This window comes from Enterobacter cloacae complex sp. ESBL7 (assembly GCF_041679625.1).
Lineage (GTDB): Bacteria > Pseudomonadota > Gammaproteobacteria > Enterobacterales > Enterobacteriaceae > Enterobacter > Enterobacter asburiae_B.
Window position 1 is genome coordinate 1 of the sequence record NZ_JBGORN010000014.1, and the last position, 15,627, is coordinate 15,627.

Sequence of the window (15,627 nt, forward strand, 5' to 3'; positions counted from 1 at the left end):
TTGCCTGGCGGCTTTAGCGCGGTGGTCCCACCTGACCCCATGCCGAACTCAGAAGTGAAACGCCGTAGCGCCGATGGTAGTGTGGGGTCTCCCCATGTGAGAGTAGGGAACTGCCAGGCATCAAATTAAGTAGTAAGCCGGTGCATAAATCCGGTGGTTACAGCAGTCTTCGGTGGAGCGGTAGTTCAGTCGGTTAGAATACCTGCCTGTCACGCAGGGGGTCGCGGGTTCGAGTCCCGTCCGTTCCGCCACTTATTAAGACATTAAGCCTGCCTTGTTGGCAGGCTTAATGGCAAAAAACTTTAGGGGCGTAGCTCAGTTGGTAGAGCACCGGTCTCCAAAACCGGGTGTCGCGAGTTCGAGTCTCTCCGCCCCTGCCATATAGAATCCTTTGCTTCGGCAAAGGATTTTTTTTGCCTGAAACACGGCAGATAATTCTCTTCTTAATTTCAGCCAGCATCCCTGCTGGCTGATGCATCAATCCATTACATTGATTTTTAAAAGATCTTTTATCTGTGATTGCTTATCACTGTTTTGCAGCCAAATTGCATACAGCGGCCTGGTAAGCGTGGTGGAATCCATCACGGTGTGCAGCCCTGCTTTAGCGTCTGCCCAGCGAACAGGTAACCAGGTACAACCTTTCAGCAGGGGCAGCTGCTGACAGGCGATCTCTGCCGAGCTGGTCGTTAACTGCGGAACATCATCAGGTGCAATCAGTCCCGTCTCGTGCTGCTGAAAATCCGGTCCCCATTCCAGGCGTAAATAGGTCAGGTCTGCCTTCATCATCGAAGGTTCGGACGCATAAAGTGCCAGGCCAAACTGGCCCACAATCTGGCTGCTAAATTCGTCCATCTTGGGGGCTTCGGTTGTGATCAGAAGATCAAGCTGGCGTTCATGAAGTTGCTTAACCAGCGACTGCCGTTGCGCAATCCTGGCTTCAAATTGCAGGTGGCCATGTGAATGATACAGCCGGGTAAGCCACTGACTTAGCATGCATTCCCACAGAGAAGCGCTGGCTCCTATCGAGAACTCATTATGCCTCGAAGTATGTGCCACCTCTTTACGTGCCGCCTGCCAGGTATTCATGAGCGTTTCTGCGTACGGCAGCAGTTTCTCACCGGCAGGCGTTAAGCGAATATTGTTGCGATGGCGGGTAAAAAGATTCACACCCAGTTGATTTTCCAGCTGTCGAATACGAAAACTGACTGCTGACTGCGTCAGGTAAAGGGCTTCAGCTGCTCGCCCAAAGTGACGTGTTCTGCTCACTTCAAGGAAAGTTTTAAGCAATTCCGTATCCACATCTTTCTCCGCAAAATTATTTGTCGTTATGATTTAAATGTTTTGTTTTACACTCTGTCAAGCGTAACTAATACTCCGCGCCATAAATAGCTCGGCCAAAGAATTAGGAGCGTGTAGGATGGCGGAAAGCTTTACGACGACTAATCGTTTTTTCGACAATAAACATTATCCGCGCGGGTTCTCTCGTCACGGCGATTTCACCATCAAAGAAGCTCAACTGCTTGAGCGCCATGGTTATGCCTTTAACGAGCTGGATCTGGGTAAGCGTGAACCTGCAACCGAAGACGAAAAACAGTTTGTTTCTGTTTGCCGTGGTGAGCGTGAGCCGGAGTCTGAAGCTGAACGCGTATGGATCAAGTACATGGCGCGCATTAAGCGTCCTAAGCGCTTCCATACGTTGTCTGGCGGCAAGCCGCAGATGGAAGGTGCAGAAGACTACACCGAGTCTGATGACTAAAATGAAGAGAAGGGGCTACGGCCCCTTTTTTTATGCCAGCAATTTCTGCAAATGCAGCAGCAAACGATCGATAGCGCGGTAGCTCAGCGCCTCCTGCAAATGTTTTCTCTCAATGTCAGTGCACCCTTCTACGTCAGCAATAGTTCTGGCCACCTTCAGCAAACGCTGCCACGCACGTATGGAAAGCCCGAACCGCGTTAACGTCTCCTCCAGCCATCCCGCATCCTCAACGTTAAGTGAACAAAACTGCCGGATCCCCGCATTATCCAGCCGTGCATTCAGCCTGTTCTGACGAGCGTACTGCCGTGTCTGGGCTGCAATCACCCGTTCGCGTACCTCCGCTGAGCTTTCACCCGTTATGCCCGTTTGCCTGAGCAGACCCGGCGGGGGAAGGGGAATTTCGAGGGATAAATCGAAACGGTCGAGGAACGGGCCGGATAACTTACCCAGATAGCGCAACGTCTGCTCTGGTGTACAGCGGTTATGGTTGCCCTGGTAGTGACCCGTCGGGCTGGGATTCATCGCCGCGACCAGCTGAAACTGTGCGGGATAGCTTATTTTGGCTCGCGTGCGTGAGATATGTATCTCACCGGATTCAATGGGCTCTCTTAGTGCATCCAGCACACGGCGCTCAAATTCAGGCAGTTCATCAAGAAACAGAATGCCATTGTGTGCCAGCGAGATCTCTCCCGGCCCCGGAATCGCCCCGCCGCCGACCATTGCCGTCAGTGAAGCGCTATGATGCGGGGAACGAAAAGGACGACGGCGCCACTGTTTTTGCAACGACGTCGAACTGATAAGGCTATATATGGCGGCGCTTTCCAGCGCTTCATGATTATTGAGCGGTGGAAGTAACCCACTCAACCTGCTTGCCAGCATGGTTTTACCCGTACCTGGCGGCCCAATTAACAGAAGATTGTGTCCACCTGCAGCCGTAATCTCCAGCGCCCGTTTCCCTTGCTCCTGTCCCATAATCTCGCTGAGATCCTCTGGTGCATCCGCTATAACATCATCACACTCCTCCGGCTCGGACAGTTCATGTCGCCCTTCCAGCCAGGCACAAACTTCCTGTAAATGCCCGGCGATGAGACACCCCTTCTCGGCGATAAGACTCACTTCTGATGCGTTTTCATTGGCGACAATGATTTGCCGCCCTGCTCGTATGGCTTCCAGCGCTCCCGATATCGCACCGGGAACGCCTCTTAACGCGCCTGTGAGCGCGAGTTCGCCAACGAACTCATACGAGCCTAGCCGTGTCGTATTAAGCTGCTCAGAAGCCGCGAGAAGGGCAATTGCGATAGGTAAATCGTATCGTCCCCCCTCTTTAGGCAAATCGGCGGGGGCAAGGTTGATGGTGATCTTCTTCGCGGGGAAGGTATAACCGCTATTTATTATTGCGCTGCGAACGCGATCCCTGGCCTCTTTAACCGTCGTTTCAGGTAACCCGACAAGCGTGAGTCCGGGTAGCCCATTGCTCAAATGAACCTCGACGGAAATAAGCGGTGCCTTTACCCCGAGAGCCGCACGCGTATAAACAACTGACAGTGACATTTGCACTACCTCCTGGCGTGACTATGCCAGCACCTGCTTTGTCTGTTTAGCGTCATTTTGCGAATTTACGCCGCCTGTTCAGGGATTTTAAGCGCACACTGAAACCCTTGCATAACCGTGGAAGCCTCCTCGCAGAATGTAAAAAGCCCCGTTTTGACGCTAAGAACCGCAGTGAAAAAATGAAAAATATTCATTTTCTAATTTCCGTATATAAAACAACGGTTTTAAGAAATATGATTCGCGGCCTAATCAAATCCGTCATAAATAAATCTTGTGTTTGATTTAAAAACTGTGATAACTCTTTAGGTATTCCTTCGAACAAGATGCAAAAAGAACTGAAAATGACAGCCCTTCTACGAGTGATTAGCCTGGTCGTGATTAGCGTGGTGGTGATTATTATCCCACCGTGCGGGGCTGCACTTGGACGAGGAAAGGCTTAGAAATCAAGCCTTAACGAACTAAGACCCCCGCACCGAAAGGTCCGGGGGTTTTTTTATGACTAAAAAATGTAAATGAGGAGCAGAGAATGACGACTAGCACAAAATTCTGTTTCTCCCGATTTATGACGGGGAACTAACTATGAATGGGGCACAGTGGGTAGTACATGCGTTGCGCGCGCAGGGAGTCGAAACCGTATTCGGTTATCCGGGTGGCGCAATTATGCCGATTTACGATGCACTGTATGACGGCGGCGTGGAACATCTCTTGTGCCGACACGAGCAGGGCGCAGCGATGGCAGCCATCGGTTATGCCCGCGCGACCGGTAAAACCGGCGTGTGTATGGCGACTTCAGGCCCGGGCGCAACGAACCTGATCACCGGCCTGGCTGACGCGCTGCTGGATTCCGTTCCCGTTGTTGCCATCACCGGGCAGGTGGCGTCTCCGTTCATCGGTACCGATGCTTTCCAGGAAGTTGACGTCCTCGGTTTATCGCTGGCCTGCACCAAACACAGCTTCCTCGTCCAGTCTCTGGAAGAGCTGCCGCGCGTAATGGCAGAAGCGTTCGACGTGGCAAGCTCCGGTCGTCCCGGTCCGGTTCTGGTTGATATCCCGAAAGATATCCAGGTGGCACTCGGCGATCTGGAACCGCACTTCTCTACCGTTGAAAGCGACGATGCGTTTCCGGAAGCGGAAGTTGAAGAGGCCCGTCAGATGCTGGCCCAGGCGAAACAGCCGATGCTGTACGTCGGCGGTGGCGTAGGCATGGCGCAGGCCGTTCCAGCCCTGCGCGAATTTATCGCAACAACGCAGATGCCTGCGACCTGCACGCTGAAAGGTCTCGGTGCAGTCGACGCGGATTACCCCTACTATCTGGGCATGCTGGGGATGCACGGCACCAAAGCGGCAAACCTGGCGGTGCAGGAGTGCGATCTGCTCATCGCCGTAGGGGCCCGTTTTGACGACCGCGTCACCGGCAAGCTGAATACCTTTGCGCCGAACGCCAAAGTCATCCATATGGATATCGACCCGGCGGAGATGAACAAGCTGCGTCAGGCGCATGTCGCCTTGCAGGGCGATCTCAACGCGCTCTTACCGGCATTGCAGCAGCCGCTGGATATCAACGCATGGCGTCAGCACACCGCTGATATGCGCGCCGAGCACGCCTGGCGTTACGACCACCCCGGCGAGGCCATCTACGCGCCGCTGCTGTTGAAGCAGTTGTCCGACCGTAAACCGGCTGACAGCGTCGTCACCACCGACGTAGGCCAGCACCAGATGTGGTCCGCGCAGCACATGACCTACACCCGCCCGGAAAACTTCATCACCTCCAGCGGGTTAGGGACGATGGGTTTCGGTCTGCCGGCAGCCGTTGGCGCGCAGGTTGCCCGCCCGAACGATACCGTTATCTGTATCTCCGGTGACGGCTCCTTCATGATGAACGTTCAGGAGCTCGGCACCGTTAAGCGCAAGCAGTTGCCGCTCAAGATCGTGTTGCTCGACAACCAGCGTTTAGGGATGGTTCGCCAGTGGCAACAGCTGTTCTTCCAGGAGCGCTACAGCGAAACGACTCTCACCGATAACCCCGATTTCCTCACCCTGGCCAGCGCCTTCGGCATCCCTGGTCAGCACATCACCCGTAAAGATCAGGTTGAAGCGGCGCTCGACACCATGCTGAACAGCGATGGGCCTTACCTGCTTCATGTCTCAATCGACGAACTCGAGAACGTCTGGCCGTTGGTACCGCCTGGTGCCAGTAACTCACAAATGATGGAGAAATTATCATGATGCAGCATCAGGTCGCCGTACAGGCTCGCTTCAACCCGGAAACCTTAGAACGCGTTTTGCGTGTGGTGCGTCATCGTGGTTTTCAGATTTGCTCTATGAATATGGAGACGGCCACTGACGCCCGGAATATCAGTATCGAATTAACCGTTGCCAGCCCGCGGTCGGTCGACTTACTGTTTAGTCAGTTATCAAAGCTGGTAGACGTTGCCCATGTTGCCATCTGCCAGAGCACAACCACATCACAACAAATCCGCGCTTAAGCGTGACAGGACGAAAAAAATGACGACAAAAAAAGCTGATTACATTTGGTTCAACGGTGAGATGGTTCGCTGGGAGGACGCGAAGGTCCACGTGATGTCCCACGCGCTGCACTACGGTACCTCCGTATTTGAAGGCATCCGCTGCTACGATTCTCACAAAGGGCCAGTGGTGTTCCGCCATCGCGAACACATGCAGCGTCTGCATGACTCAGCCAAAATTTATCGTTTCCCGGTTTCACAAAGCGTCGACGAGCTGATGGAAGCCTGCCGCGACGTGATTCGCAAGAACAACCTGACCAGCGCCTATATTCGTCCGCTGGTGTTCGTGGGCGACGTCGGTATGGGTGTGAACCCGCCAGCCGGCTATACCACCGATGTGATCATTGCCGCGTTCCCGTGGGGTGCCTACCTGGGTGCAGAAGCCCTGGAGCAGGGGATCGACGCAATGGTCTCTTCCTGGAACCGCGTGGCGCCAAACACTATTCCGACCGCCGCGAAAGCAGGCGGTAACTATCTCTCTTCTCTGTTGGTCGGTAGCGAAGCGCGCCGCCACGGCTATCAGGAAGGTATCGCCCTCGACGTAAATGGCTACATCTCAGAAGGTGCGGGTGAAAACCTGTTTGAAGTGAAAGACGGCATTCTGTTCACGCCGCCGTTCACCTCGTCCGCACTGCCGGGCATCACCCGTGACGCCATCATCAAGCTGGCGAAAGATCTGGGTATCGAAGTGCGCGAGCAGGTGCTGTCCCGCGAATCCCTGTATCTGGCGGATGAAGTGTTCATGTCCGGTACGGCGGCTGAAATCACGCCGGTACGCAGCGTGGACGGTATCCAGGTGGGCGAAGGCCGCTGTGGCCCGGTCACCAAACGTATTCAGCAAGCGTTCTTCGGCCTCTTCACCGGCGAGACAGAAGATAAATACGGCTGGTTGGATCAGGTTAATCACTAAGCATAAATTTGGGACGGCACGCACCGTCCCATTAAATAGTCAGACGGGAGTCAATAAAGCATGCCTAAGTATCGTTCAGCCACCACCACCCACGGCCGTAATATGGCGGGAGCCCGCGCCCTGTGGCGCGCCACCGGAATGACCGACGCCGATTTCGGCAAGCCGATTATCGCCGTGGTGAACTCCTTCACCCAGTTTGTACCGGGCCACGTGCACCTGCGCGATCTCGGTAAGCTGGTTGCCGAGCAAATCGAAGCCTCCGGCGGCGTGGCAAAAGAGTTCAACACCATTGCGGTGGATGACGGTATCGCGATGGGGCACGGGGGCATGCTCTATTCACTGCCGTCGCGCGAGCTGATCGCCGACTCCGTAGAGTATATGGTGAACGCCCACTGCGCCGATGCGATGGTCTGCATCTCCAACTGCGACAAAATCACCCCGGGGATGCTGATGGCCTCCCTGCGCCTGAACATTCCGGTGATCTTTGTCTCCGGTGGTCCAATGGAAGCGGGGAAAACCAAGCTCTCCGACAAAATCATCAAGCTCGACCTGGTCGATGCGATGATCCAGGGCGCGGACCCGAAAGTCTCTGACGAGCAGAGCGATCAGGTGGAACGCTCCGCGTGTCCGACCTGCGGCTCCTGTTCCGGTATGTTCACCGCCAACTCCATGAACTGCCTGACCGAAGCGCTGGGCCTGTCTCAGCCGGGCAACGGTTCGCTGCTGGCGACCCACGCCGACCGTAAGCAGCTGTTCCTCAACGCCGGTAAGCGCATCGTTGAGCTGACCAAACGCTACTACGAGCAGGACGACGCCAGCGCGCTGCCGCGCAACATTGCCAGTAAAGCCGCGTTCGAAAACGCCATGACGCTGGATATCGCCATGGGCGGTTCCACCAACACCGTACTGCACCTGCTGGCCGCCGCGCAGGAAGCCGAAATCGACTTCACCATGAGCGACATCGATAAGCTCTCCCGCAAAGTCCCGCAGCTGTGTAAGGTCGCGCCGAGTACCCAGAAGTACCATATGGAAGACGTACACCGCGCGGGCGGCGTGCTGGGCATTCTGGGTGAGCTGGATCGCGCCGGTCTGCTGAACCGTGACGTGAAAAACGTGCTCGGGCTGACGCTGCCTGAGTCGCTGGACCAGTACGACGTCATGCTGACCAAAGACGACGCGGTGAAAAAAATGTTCCGCGCCGGCCCTGCCGGTATTCGTACCACCCAGGCGTTCTCGCAGGATTGCCGCTGGGACACTCTGGACGACGACCGCGCCGAAGGCTGCATCCGCTCGCTGGAACATGCCTATAACAAAGACGGCGGTCTGGCCGTGCTGTACGGTAACTTCGCGGAAAACGGCTGCATCGTGAAAACCGCAGGCGTGGACGACAGCATCCTGAAATTCACCGGTCCGGCGAAGGTATACGAAAGCCAGGATGAAGCGGTAGATGCGATTCTTGGCGGCAAAGTGGTGGAAGGCGACGTGGTTGTCATTCGCTACGAAGGGCCGAAAGGCGGTCCCGGTATGCAGGAGATGCTCTACCCAACCACCTTCCTGAAATCCATGGGACTCGGTAAAGCGTGTGCGCTGATCACCGACGGGCGTTTCTCCGGCGGTACTTCCGGCCTCTCTATCGGCCACGTTTCGCCAGAAGCGGCAAGTGGCGGCAACATCGCCATCATCGAAGATGGCGACCTGATCGAAATCGACATTCCGAATCGCGGCATTCAGCTGAAGCTGAGCGACCAGGAAATTGCGGCCCGTCGTGAAGCGCAGGAAGCCCGCGGCGATAAAGCCTGGACGCCGAAAGACCGCCAGCGTGAAGTCTCCTTCGCCCTGCGCGCCTACGCGAGCCTTGCCACCAGTGCAGATAAAGGCGCGGTGCGCGATAAATCTAAACTTGGGGGCTAATGATGGCCGAGTCACAACCCTTATCCGCCGCCCCTGAGGGGGCGGAATACCTGAGAGCGGTGCTGCGGGCGCCGGTCTATGAAGCCGTGCAGGTTACGCCCCTGCAGAAAATGGAAAAACTCTCTTCGCGCCTCGACAACGTCATTCTGGTGAAGCGCGAAGACCGCCAGCCGGTGCACAGCTTTAAGCTGCGCGGCGCCTACGCGATGATGGCCGGGCTGACCGACGAGCAGAAAGCGCGCGGCGTCATTACCGCGTCTGCGGGCAACCACGCCCAGGGCGTGGCGTTCTCGTCTGCCCGTCTGGGGCTGAAAGCGCTGATCGTGATGCCGGTTGCGACCGCAGATATCAAAGTCGACGCGGTGCGCGGTTTCGGCGGCGAAGTGCTGCTTCACGGCGCCAACTTTGACGAAGCCAAAGCCAAAGCGATTGAGCTGGCGCAGCAGCAGGGCTTTACCTGGGTGCCGCCGTTCGATCACCCGATGGTGATTGCCGGGCAGGGCACGCTGGCGCTTGAACTGCTGCAGCAGGATGCCCATCTCGATCGCGTCTTCGTTCCGGTTGGCGGCGGTGGTCTGGCCGCAGGCGTGGCGGTGCTGATCAAACAGCTGATGCCGCAGATCAAAGTCATTGCCGTTGAAGCGGAAGATTCTGCCTGCCTGAAAGCGGCGCTGGATGCCGGGCATCCTGTGGACCTGCCGCGCGTCGGGCTGTTTGCCGAGGGCGTGGCGGTGAAGCGCATTGGGGACGAAACCTTCCGCCTGTGCCAGGAGTATCTCGACGATATCGTCACGGTTGATAGCGATGCTATCTGCGCGGCGATGAAAGATCTGTTCGAGGATGTGCGCGCGGTGGCGGAACCGTCAGGCGCGCTGGCGCTGGCGGGGATGAAAAAATACATCGCGCAGCACAACATTCGCGGCGAGCGCCTGGCGCACGTGCTGTCTGGAGCGAACGTGAACTTCCACGGTCTGCGCTACGTTTCCGAGCGCTGCGAGCTGGGTGAACAGCGGGAAGCGCTGCTGGCGGTGACGATTCCGGAAGAGAAGGGCAGCTTCCTGAAGTTCTGCCAGCTGCTGGGCGGTCGTTCGGTGACGGAGTTCAACTACCGTTTTGCCGATGCCAAAGACGCCTGCATTTTTGTCGGCGTGCGTCTGAGCCGCGGCGTGGAGGAGCGCAAAGAGATCCTCAACCTGCTGCATGAGGGCGGCTACAGCGTGGTCGATCTCTCTGACGATGAGATGGCGAAGCTGCACGTGCGCTACATGGTCGGCGGGCGTCCATCGAAGCCGCTCAAGGAACGTCTGTTTAGCTTCGAGTTCCCGGAATCACCGGGCGCGCTGCTCAAGTTCCTGCACACGCTGGGCACGCACTGGAACATCTCTCTGTTCCACTACCGCAGCCACGGCACCGACTACGGCCGCGTGCTGGCGGCGTTCGAACTGGGCGAGCACGAGCCGGATTTCGAAACGCGGCTGAACGAGCTGGGCTATGAGTGTCACGACGAAACCCATAACCCGGCGTTCCGCTTCTTCCTCGCAGGCTAAGGGTTGAGCTGCGTGTAGGCCGGGTAAGTGCAGCGCCACCCGGCTTTAGTGGTTCGGCAATATCGTCCAGAACGCATCAATAAGCGGCTCATGCAGCCGCTTTTTTTGTGCGCACACGCCAAGCTCAAACGGCGTCTTCTCGTCGCTGCGCTCCAGAATCATCACGCGATTGCGCACCGGTTCCGGGCTGTTCTCCAGCACCACTTCCGGCAGAAGCGCCACGCCGCAGCCCAGCGCCACCATCGACACCATCGCCTCATGGCCGCTAACCGTGGCGTAAATCGACGGATTGCTGATTTTCTGACGGCGGAACCACAGCTCTATGCGGCGGCGCACCGGCCCCTGATCGGCCATGATAAACGGCACCGTCGACCAGTCCGGTTTTTCCACCGACACCTGGTTACGCACCGGGCAGGGCAGCGCCGGGGCAATCAGTACCACCGCCAGATTCTCCAGCATTGAGAATGCCACCGCGCCCGGCAGGGTTTCGGGTTTCCCTGCTATGGCGAGATCCGCTTCGCCCGTCACCACTTTTTCCATTGCGTCGGAGGCGTCGCCGGTGGTGAGCTTAATTTCAACCGACGGATGCGCCGCGCGGAAGCGGTCAAGGATGGGCGGCAGATGGCTGTAGGCGGCGGTCACGGAGCAGAAAATATGCAGCTCGCCGGAAAGCGACGGCCCCTGCTGGTCAATTGAGTGTCGCAGCTGCTGGTACTGTAGCAGCGTCTGCTGGGCAAAAATGCGCAGCTCTTCACCCGCTTCCGTGAGGGTGACGGTGCGGTTATCGCGCACGAACAGCGGCTGGCCGAGGTCCTCCTCAAGGCGCTGGATCTGGCGTGAAAGCGTGGAGGGGCTAACGTGCATCGCCCGGGCGCTGCGGCCAAAATGGCGGCTTTCCGCCAGGTGCAGGAACATTTTCAGATCGCGTAAATCCACCGATTCCACTCCCTCTTTTTACATTGCAAAAATTGCAATATGACGTTGTGAATATATCAATTTCCGCAATAAATTTCCTGTTGTAATGTGGGTACATTCTCGCTGAAACGCGAACCGAACAATAAGACACACAACATCACGAGGTATCACCCATGGCTAACTACTTTAATACACTGAACTTGCGCCAGCAGCTGGCGCAGCTGGGCAAATGCCGCTTCATGGCGCGCGATGAATTTGCCGATGGCGCGAGCTACCTTCAGGGTAAAAAAGTGGTCATCGTCGGCTGTGGCGCACAGGGTCTGAACCAGGGCCTGAACATGCGTGACTCCGGTCTGGATATCTCCTACGCCCTGCGCAAAGAAGCAATTGCCGAGAAGCGTGCTTCCTGGCGCAAAGCGACCGAAAACGGCTTCAAAGTGGGCACCTACGAAGAGCTGATCCCGCAGGCGGATCTGGTGGTTAACCTGACCCCGGACAAACAGCACTCTGACGTAGTGCGTTCCGTACAGCCGCTGATGAAAGACGGCGCCGCGCTGGGTTACTCCCACGGCTTCAACATCGTTGAAGTGGGCGAGCAGATCCGTAAAGACATTACCGTGGTGATGGTGGCGCCGAAATGTCCGGGTACGGAAGTACGTGAAGAGTACAAACGTGGCTTCGGCGTGCCGACCCTGATCGCAGTTCACCCGGAAAACGATCCGAAAGGCGAAGGCATGGCGATTGCCAAAGCGTGGGCAGCGGCGACCGGCGGCCACCGTGCGGGCGTGCTGGAATCTTCCTTCGTTGCCGAAGTGAAATCTGACCTGATGGGCGAGCAGACCATTCTGTGCGGCATGCTGCAGGCCGGTTCTCTGCTGTGCTTCGACAAGCTGGTGGAAGAAGGCACCGACCCGGCCTACGCGGAAAAACTGATTCAGTTCGGCTGGGAAACCATCACCGAAGCGCTGAAGCAGGGCGGTATTACGCTGATGATGGACCGTCTGTCCAACCCGGCAAAACTGCGTGCTTACGCGCTGTCTGAACAGCTGAAAACCATCATGGCACCGCTTTTCCAGAAACACATGGACGACATCATCTCCGGCGAATTCTCTTCCGGCATGATGGCGGACTGGGCGAACGACGATAAAAACCTGCTGACCTGGCGTGAAGAGACCGGTAAAACCGCGTTCGAAACCGCGCCACAGTACGAAGGTAAAATCGGCGAGCAGGAGTACTTCGATAAAGGCGTATTGATGATCGCGATGGTGAAAGCAGGCGTTGAGCTGGCGTTCGAAACCATGGTGGATTCCGGCATCATCGAAGAGTCCGCGTACTACGAATCTCTGCACGAGCTGCCGCTGATCGCGAACACCATCGCCCGTAAGCGTCTGTACGAAATGAACGTGGTGATCTCTGATACCGCAGAATACGGTAACTACCTGTTCTCTTACGCCTGCGTACCGCTGCTGAAAGAGTTTATGACCACTCTGCAGACGGGCGATCTGGGTAAAGCGATTGCGGAAGGTGCCGTGGATAACGCGCAGCTGCGTGATGTGAACGAAGCGATTCGCAGCCACCAGATCGAGAAAGTGGGTCACAAACTGCGTGGCTACATGACCGATATGAAGCGTATCGCGGTAGCGGGTTAACACCTGATGCGGGCTGATGCCCTCACCCTGCCCCTCTCCCACTGGGAGAGGGTGAAACATTCAAGGCCTTCTCTTAGAGAAGGCCTTGCTGTTTATTTCCGATACAGTACTTTAATAATGTGGTAGCCGAACTGCGTGTGCAGCGGGCCGGTTGGCTCCAGCACCGGGCAGGAGAACACCACTTTATCGAACGCCGGAACCATCTGGCCCTGGCGGAACTCACCCAGATCGCCGCCGCGTTTGCCTGACGGGCAGATGGAGTGCTTCTTCGCCAGCTTGCCGAAGTCGGCACCGTTTTTAATCTGCTCCAGAAGATCTAAAGCCAGTTTCTCTTCTTTAACGAGGATGTGCACTGCTGCTGCTGTTTTTGCCATGATCGTGCCTTGAATAGGTTGAAATAAATCGGGGCGCAATATACCACGCGTCAGCGGCGATAAAGCACCTTAATGATATGGTAGCCAAATTTGGTTTTTACCGGGCCGTAGGGCTTCAGGAGAGGGCAGCTAAAGACCGCCCGATCGAACGGGCCGACCATCGCACCTTGTTGAAACTCGCCGAGATCCCCGCCATTGCGCCCGGATGGGCATTTAGAGTAACGCTTCGCCAGATGATCAAAGCTGATGCCGCGCTCCAGCTTGGCCAGGATCTCCTGGGCCAGTTTCTCTTCTTTGACCAGAATATGCAGGGCTGCTGCGGTCTTTTTCATGGTTCTGCTCTACGGGTTAAACGCGATTTCTCCACTTTATCATTAGCCGGTAAATCTGCGCCCGGCTTTCTGCTACAATCCACACCCCGTTCGAAGATTGAGCAACACTCCCATGCGTTTAAACCCTGGACAACAACAAGCGGTCGAATTCGTTACTGGACCATGCCTGGTGCTGGCAGGGGCCGGTTCGGGTAAAACCCGCGTGATCACCAACAAAATCGCCCATCTGATCCACAACTGCGGGTATCAGGCGCGACACATTGCGGCGGTCACCTTTACCAATAAAGCGGCGCGCGAGATGAAAGAGCGCGTCGGTCAGACGCTGGGTCGTAAAGAGGCGCGCGGCCTGATGATCTCCACCTTCCACACGCTGGGGCTGGATATCATCAAACGCGAGTATGCGGCGCTGGGAATGAAGTCCAACTTCTCGCTTTTTGACGATACCGATCAGGTGGCGCTGCTCAAAGAGCTCACCGAGGGGCTGATCGAAGATGATAAAGTGCTGTTGCAGCAGCTGATCTCGACGATCTCGAACTGGAAAAACGATCTGATGACGCCGGCCCAGGCCGCGGCGATCGCCAAAGGCGAACGGGATCGGATTTTCGCCCACTGCTACGGTCTGTACGATGCGCATATGAAAGCGTGTAACGTGCTGGACTTTGACGATCTGATCCTGCTGCCCACGCTGCTGCTGCAGCGCAATGAAGAGGTGCGCGAGCGCTGGCAGAATAAAATCCGCTACCTGCTGGTGGATGAATATCAGGACACCAACACCAGCCAGTACGAGCTGGTGAAGCTGCTGGTGGGGCAGCGCGCGCGTTTCACCGTGGTAGGCGACGACGACCAGTCAATTTACTCCTGGCGCGGTGCACGCCCACAAAACCTGGTGCTGCTGAGCAAAGATTTCCCCGCCCTGCAGGTGATTAAGCTGGAGCAGAACTACCGCTCCTCCGGGCGTATCCTGAAGGCGGCAAACATCCTGATTGCCAATAACCCGCACGTGTTTGAGAAGCGTCTCTTCTCCGAACTGGGCTACGGCACGGAGCTGAAAGTGCTCAGCGCCAACAATGAGGACCATGAAGCGGAGCGTGTGACGGGCGAACTCATCGCTCACCACTTCGTCAACAAAACCGAATATAAGGATTACGCGATCCTCTATCGCGGCAATCACCAGTCGCGCGTCTTTGAAAAGATGCTGATGCAGAACCGCATTCCGTACAAAATCTCGGGCGGCACGTCGTTCTTCTCGCGGCCAGAAATCAAAGATCTGCTGGCCTATCTGCGCGTGCTCACTAACCCGGATGACGACAGCGCGTTTCTGCGCATCGTGAATACGCCTAAACGCGAGATTGGCCCGGCGACGCTGCAAAAGCTCGGCGAGTGGGCGATGACCCGCAACAAAAGTATGTTTACCGCCAGCTTCGACATGGGGCTGAGCCAGACATTAACCGGACGCGGGTATGACTCGTTAACCCGCTTCACCCACTGGCTCGGCGAAGTGCAGCGTCTCGCGGAGCGCGAGCCGGTGGCGGCAGTGCGCGATCTCATTCACGGCATCGACTATGAGTCCTGGCTGTATGAAACCTCAGCCAGCCCGAAGGCGGCTGAGATGCGCATGAAAAACGTTAACCAGCTCTTCAGCTGGATGACCGAAATGCTGGAGGGCTCTGAAATCGACGAGCCGATGACCCTGACGCAGGTGGTCATCCGCTTTACCCTGCGCGACATGATGGAGCGCGGCGAGAGCGAAGAAGAGGCCGATCAGGTTCAGCTGATGACGCTGCACGCGTCAAAAGGGCTGGAGTTCCCGTATGTGTATCTGGTCGGCATGGAAGAGGGATTGTTGCCGCACCAGAGCAGCATTGATGAAGACAACGTCGACGAGGAGCGTCGCCTGGCCTACGTGGGGATTACCCGCGCGCAGAAAGAGCTGACGTTCACGCTGTGTAAAGAGCGCCGCCAGTATGGTGAACTGGTACGCCCGGAGCCGAGTCGTTTCCTGCTGGAACTGCCGCAGGATGACCTGATCTGGGAACAGGAGCGCAAAGTGATTACCGCAGAAGAGCGGATGCACAAGGGTCAGGCTAACGTGGCAAACATCCGCGCCATGCTGGCAAAAGCCAAAGAGAAAGGATGAGTTCGAAGGGGTTGTAGGCC

15 protein-coding genes, 2 tRNA genes and 1 rRNA gene are annotated in these 15,627 nt (G+C 56.7%); 13 read left to right on the forward strand and 5 right to left on the reverse strand.

The window, feature by feature from the left end:
- The first annotated feature begins 3 nt into the window (after positions 1–3).
- From rrf to ACERY3_RS23440, 3 genes are all read left to right on the forward strand, one after another.
- A 5S ribosomal RNA gene (gene rrf / locus ACERY3_RS23430) occupies positions 4–119 on the forward strand.
- A 55-nt stretch (positions 120–174) separates the two neighbouring features.
- Positions 175–251, forward strand: a tRNA-Asp gene (locus tag ACERY3_RS23435).
- Between the two features lie 53 nt (positions 252–304).
- Positions 305–380: transfer RNA gene (locus tag ACERY3_RS23440), tRNA-Trp, on the forward strand.
- A gap of 97 nt (positions 381–477) precedes the next feature.
- On the opposite strand, the gene hdfR is transcribed toward ACERY3_RS23440, so the two are convergent.
- Positions 478–1,299 carry an HTH-type transcriptional regulator HdfR gene (hdfR, locus tag ACERY3_RS23445; protein ID WP_064673099.1) on the reverse strand — a complete coding sequence of 274 codons (822 nt, stop codon included), beginning with the start codon at positions 1,297–1,299 and terminating at the stop codon, positions 478–480.
- 118 nt (positions 1,300–1,417) lie between these two features.
- Between hdfR and ACERY3_RS23450 the strand changes: the two genes are divergently transcribed.
- A complete protein-coding gene (locus ACERY3_RS23450) occupies positions 1,418–1,756 on the forward strand; it encodes a DUF413 domain-containing protein (protein ID WP_023309658.1) in 339 nt (112 codons plus the stop codon).
- A 30-nt stretch (positions 1,757–1,786) separates the two neighbouring features.
- Here the strand turns inward: ACERY3_RS23450 and ACERY3_RS23455 are convergent, their stop codons facing one another.
- A complete protein-coding gene (locus ACERY3_RS23455; RefSeq protein ID WP_048975639.1) occupies positions 1,787–3,307 on the reverse strand; it encodes a YifB family Mg chelatase-like AAA ATPase in 1,521 nt (506 codons plus the stop codon).
- Between the two features lie 341 nt (positions 3,308–3,648).
- Here ACERY3_RS23455 and ilvL point away from each other — a divergent pair, with 341 nt between their 5' ends.
- The 7 genes from ilvL (at position 3,649) to ilvA (ending at position 10,200) form a co-directional block, all read left to right on the forward strand.
- The gene (ilvL, locus tag ACERY3_RS23460) at positions 3,649–3,747 is read left to right on the forward strand and encodes an ilv operon leader peptide (protein ID WP_001311244.1); all 99 of its coding nucleotides are present in this window, start codon (positions 3,649–3,651) and stop codon (positions 3,745–3,747) included.
- Between the two features lie 86 nt (positions 3,748–3,833).
- Positions 3,834–3,884: a peptide IlvX gene (ilvX, locus tag ACERY3_RS23465; RefSeq protein WP_166792073.1), complete on the forward strand. Its 51-nt coding sequence runs from the start codon at positions 3,834–3,836 to the stop codon at positions 3,882–3,884.
- A 2-nt stretch (positions 3,885–3,886) separates the two neighbouring features.
- Positions 3,887–5,533 (forward strand): acetolactate synthase 2 catalytic subunit, encoded by a 1,647-nt coding sequence (gene ilvG, locus ACERY3_RS23470; protein WP_373226587.1) that lies wholly within the window; start codon positions 3,887–3,889, stop codon positions 5,531–5,533.
- Complete coding sequence (gene ilvM / locus ACERY3_RS23475; protein WP_024907956.1) at positions 5,530–5,793, forward strand: acetolactate synthase 2 small subunit; 264 nt, start codon at positions 5,530–5,532, stop codon at positions 5,791–5,793. Before ilvG ends, ilvM begins: the two co-directional genes overlap by 4 nt.
- A 19-nt stretch (positions 5,794–5,812) precedes the next feature.
- Positions 5,813–6,742 carry a branched-chain-amino-acid transaminase gene (gene ilvE, locus ACERY3_RS23480; RefSeq protein ID WP_023309654.1) on the forward strand — a complete coding sequence of 310 codons (930 nt, stop codon included), beginning with the start codon at positions 5,813–5,815 and terminating at the stop codon, positions 6,740–6,742.
- Between the two features lie 60 nt (positions 6,743–6,802).
- Entirely contained in the window at positions 6,803–8,653 is a 1,851-nt protein-coding gene (ilvD, locus tag ACERY3_RS23485) for a dihydroxy-acid dehydratase (RefSeq protein ID WP_373226590.1), read from the forward strand.
- Positions 8,654–8,655: 2 nt separating this feature from the next.
- A complete protein-coding gene (gene ilvA / locus ACERY3_RS23490) occupies positions 8,656–10,200 on the forward strand; it encodes a threonine ammonia-lyase, biosynthetic (protein ID WP_096150382.1) in 1,545 nt (514 codons plus the stop codon).
- 45 nt (positions 10,201–10,245) lie between these two features.
- Here ilvA and ilvY read toward each other — a convergent pair whose 3' ends face one another.
- Positions 10,246–11,136, reverse strand: coding sequence for an HTH-type transcriptional activator IlvY (gene ilvY, locus ACERY3_RS23495; protein ID WP_023333829.1), 891 nt, complete (start codon positions 11,134–11,136; stop codon positions 10,246–10,248).
- A 152-nt stretch (positions 11,137–11,288) separates the two neighbouring features.
- Between ilvY and ilvC the strand changes: the two genes are divergently transcribed.
- Complete coding sequence (ilvC, locus tag ACERY3_RS23500; protein WP_023333828.1) at positions 11,289–12,764, forward strand: ketol-acid reductoisomerase; 1,476 nt, start codon at positions 11,289–11,291, stop codon at positions 12,762–12,764.
- Positions 12,765–12,856: 92 nt separating this feature from the next.
- Here ilvC and ppiC (ACERY3_RS23505) read toward each other — a convergent pair whose 3' ends face one another.
- Together ppiC (ACERY3_RS23505) and ppiC (ACERY3_RS23510) are read right to left on the reverse strand one after the other, a co-directional pair.
- Entirely contained in the window at positions 12,857–13,138 is a 282-nt protein-coding gene (gene ppiC / locus ACERY3_RS23505; RefSeq protein ID WP_023309650.1) for a peptidylprolyl isomerase PpiC, read from the reverse strand.
- 50 nt (positions 13,139–13,188) lie between these two features.
- Entirely contained in the window at positions 13,189–13,470 is a 282-nt protein-coding gene (gene ppiC, locus ACERY3_RS23510) for a peptidylprolyl isomerase PpiC (RefSeq protein ID WP_023309649.1), read from the reverse strand.
- A 112-nt stretch (positions 13,471–13,582) separates the two neighbouring features.
- Between ppiC (ACERY3_RS23510) and rep the strand changes: the two genes are divergently transcribed.
- Positions 13,583–15,607, forward strand: a complete 2,025-nt coding sequence (rep, locus tag ACERY3_RS23515) for a DNA helicase Rep (RefSeq protein ID WP_058841021.1) — start codon at positions 13,583–13,585, stop codon at positions 15,605–15,607.
- Positions 15,608–15,627 lie beyond the last annotated feature (20 nt).

Excerpts from the sequence above, each read along its gene's own strand:
- ACERY3_RS23455 (WP_048975639.1), bottom strand. The coding sequence starts at position 3,307 with ATGTCACTGTCAGTTGTTTATACGCGTGCGGCTCTCGGGGTAAAGGCA.
- ilvM (WP_024907956.1), top strand. The coding sequence starts at position 5,530 with ATGATGCAGCATCAGGTCGCCGTACAGGCTCGCTTCAACCCGGAAACC.
- rep (WP_058841021.1), top strand. The coding sequence starts at position 13,583 with ATGCGTTTAAACCCTGGACAACAACAAGCGGTCGAATTCGTTACTGGA.
- ilvA (WP_096150382.1), top strand. The coding sequence starts at position 8,656 with ATGGCCGAGTCACAACCCTTATCCGCCGCCCCTGAGGGGGCGGAATAC.
- ppiC (WP_023309650.1), bottom strand. The coding sequence starts at position 13,138 with ATGGCAAAAACAGCAGCAGCAGTGCACATCCTCGTTAAAGAAGAGAAA.
- ilvL (WP_001311244.1), top strand. The coding sequence starts at position 3,649 with ATGACAGCCCTTCTACGAGTGATTAGCCTGGTCGTGATTAGCGTGGTG.
- ilvE (WP_023309654.1), top strand. The coding sequence starts at position 5,813 with ATGACGACAAAAAAAGCTGATTACATTTGGTTCAACGGTGAGATGGTT.
- ilvG (WP_373226587.1), top strand. The coding sequence starts at position 3,887 with ATGAATGGGGCACAGTGGGTAGTACATGCGTTGCGCGCGCAGGGAGTC.
- ACERY3_RS23450 (WP_023309658.1), top strand. The coding sequence starts at position 1,418 with ATGGCGGAAAGCTTTACGACGACTAATCGTTTTTTCGACAATAAACAT.
- ilvD (WP_373226590.1), top strand. The coding sequence starts at position 6,803 with ATGCCTAAGTATCGTTCAGCCACCACCACCCACGGCCGTAATATGGCG.
- ppiC (WP_023309649.1), bottom strand. The coding sequence starts at position 13,470 with ATGAAAAAGACCGCAGCAGCCCTGCATATTCTGGTCAAAGAAGAGAAA.
- ilvC (WP_023333828.1), top strand. The coding sequence starts at position 11,289 with ATGGCTAACTACTTTAATACACTGAACTTGCGCCAGCAGCTGGCGCAG.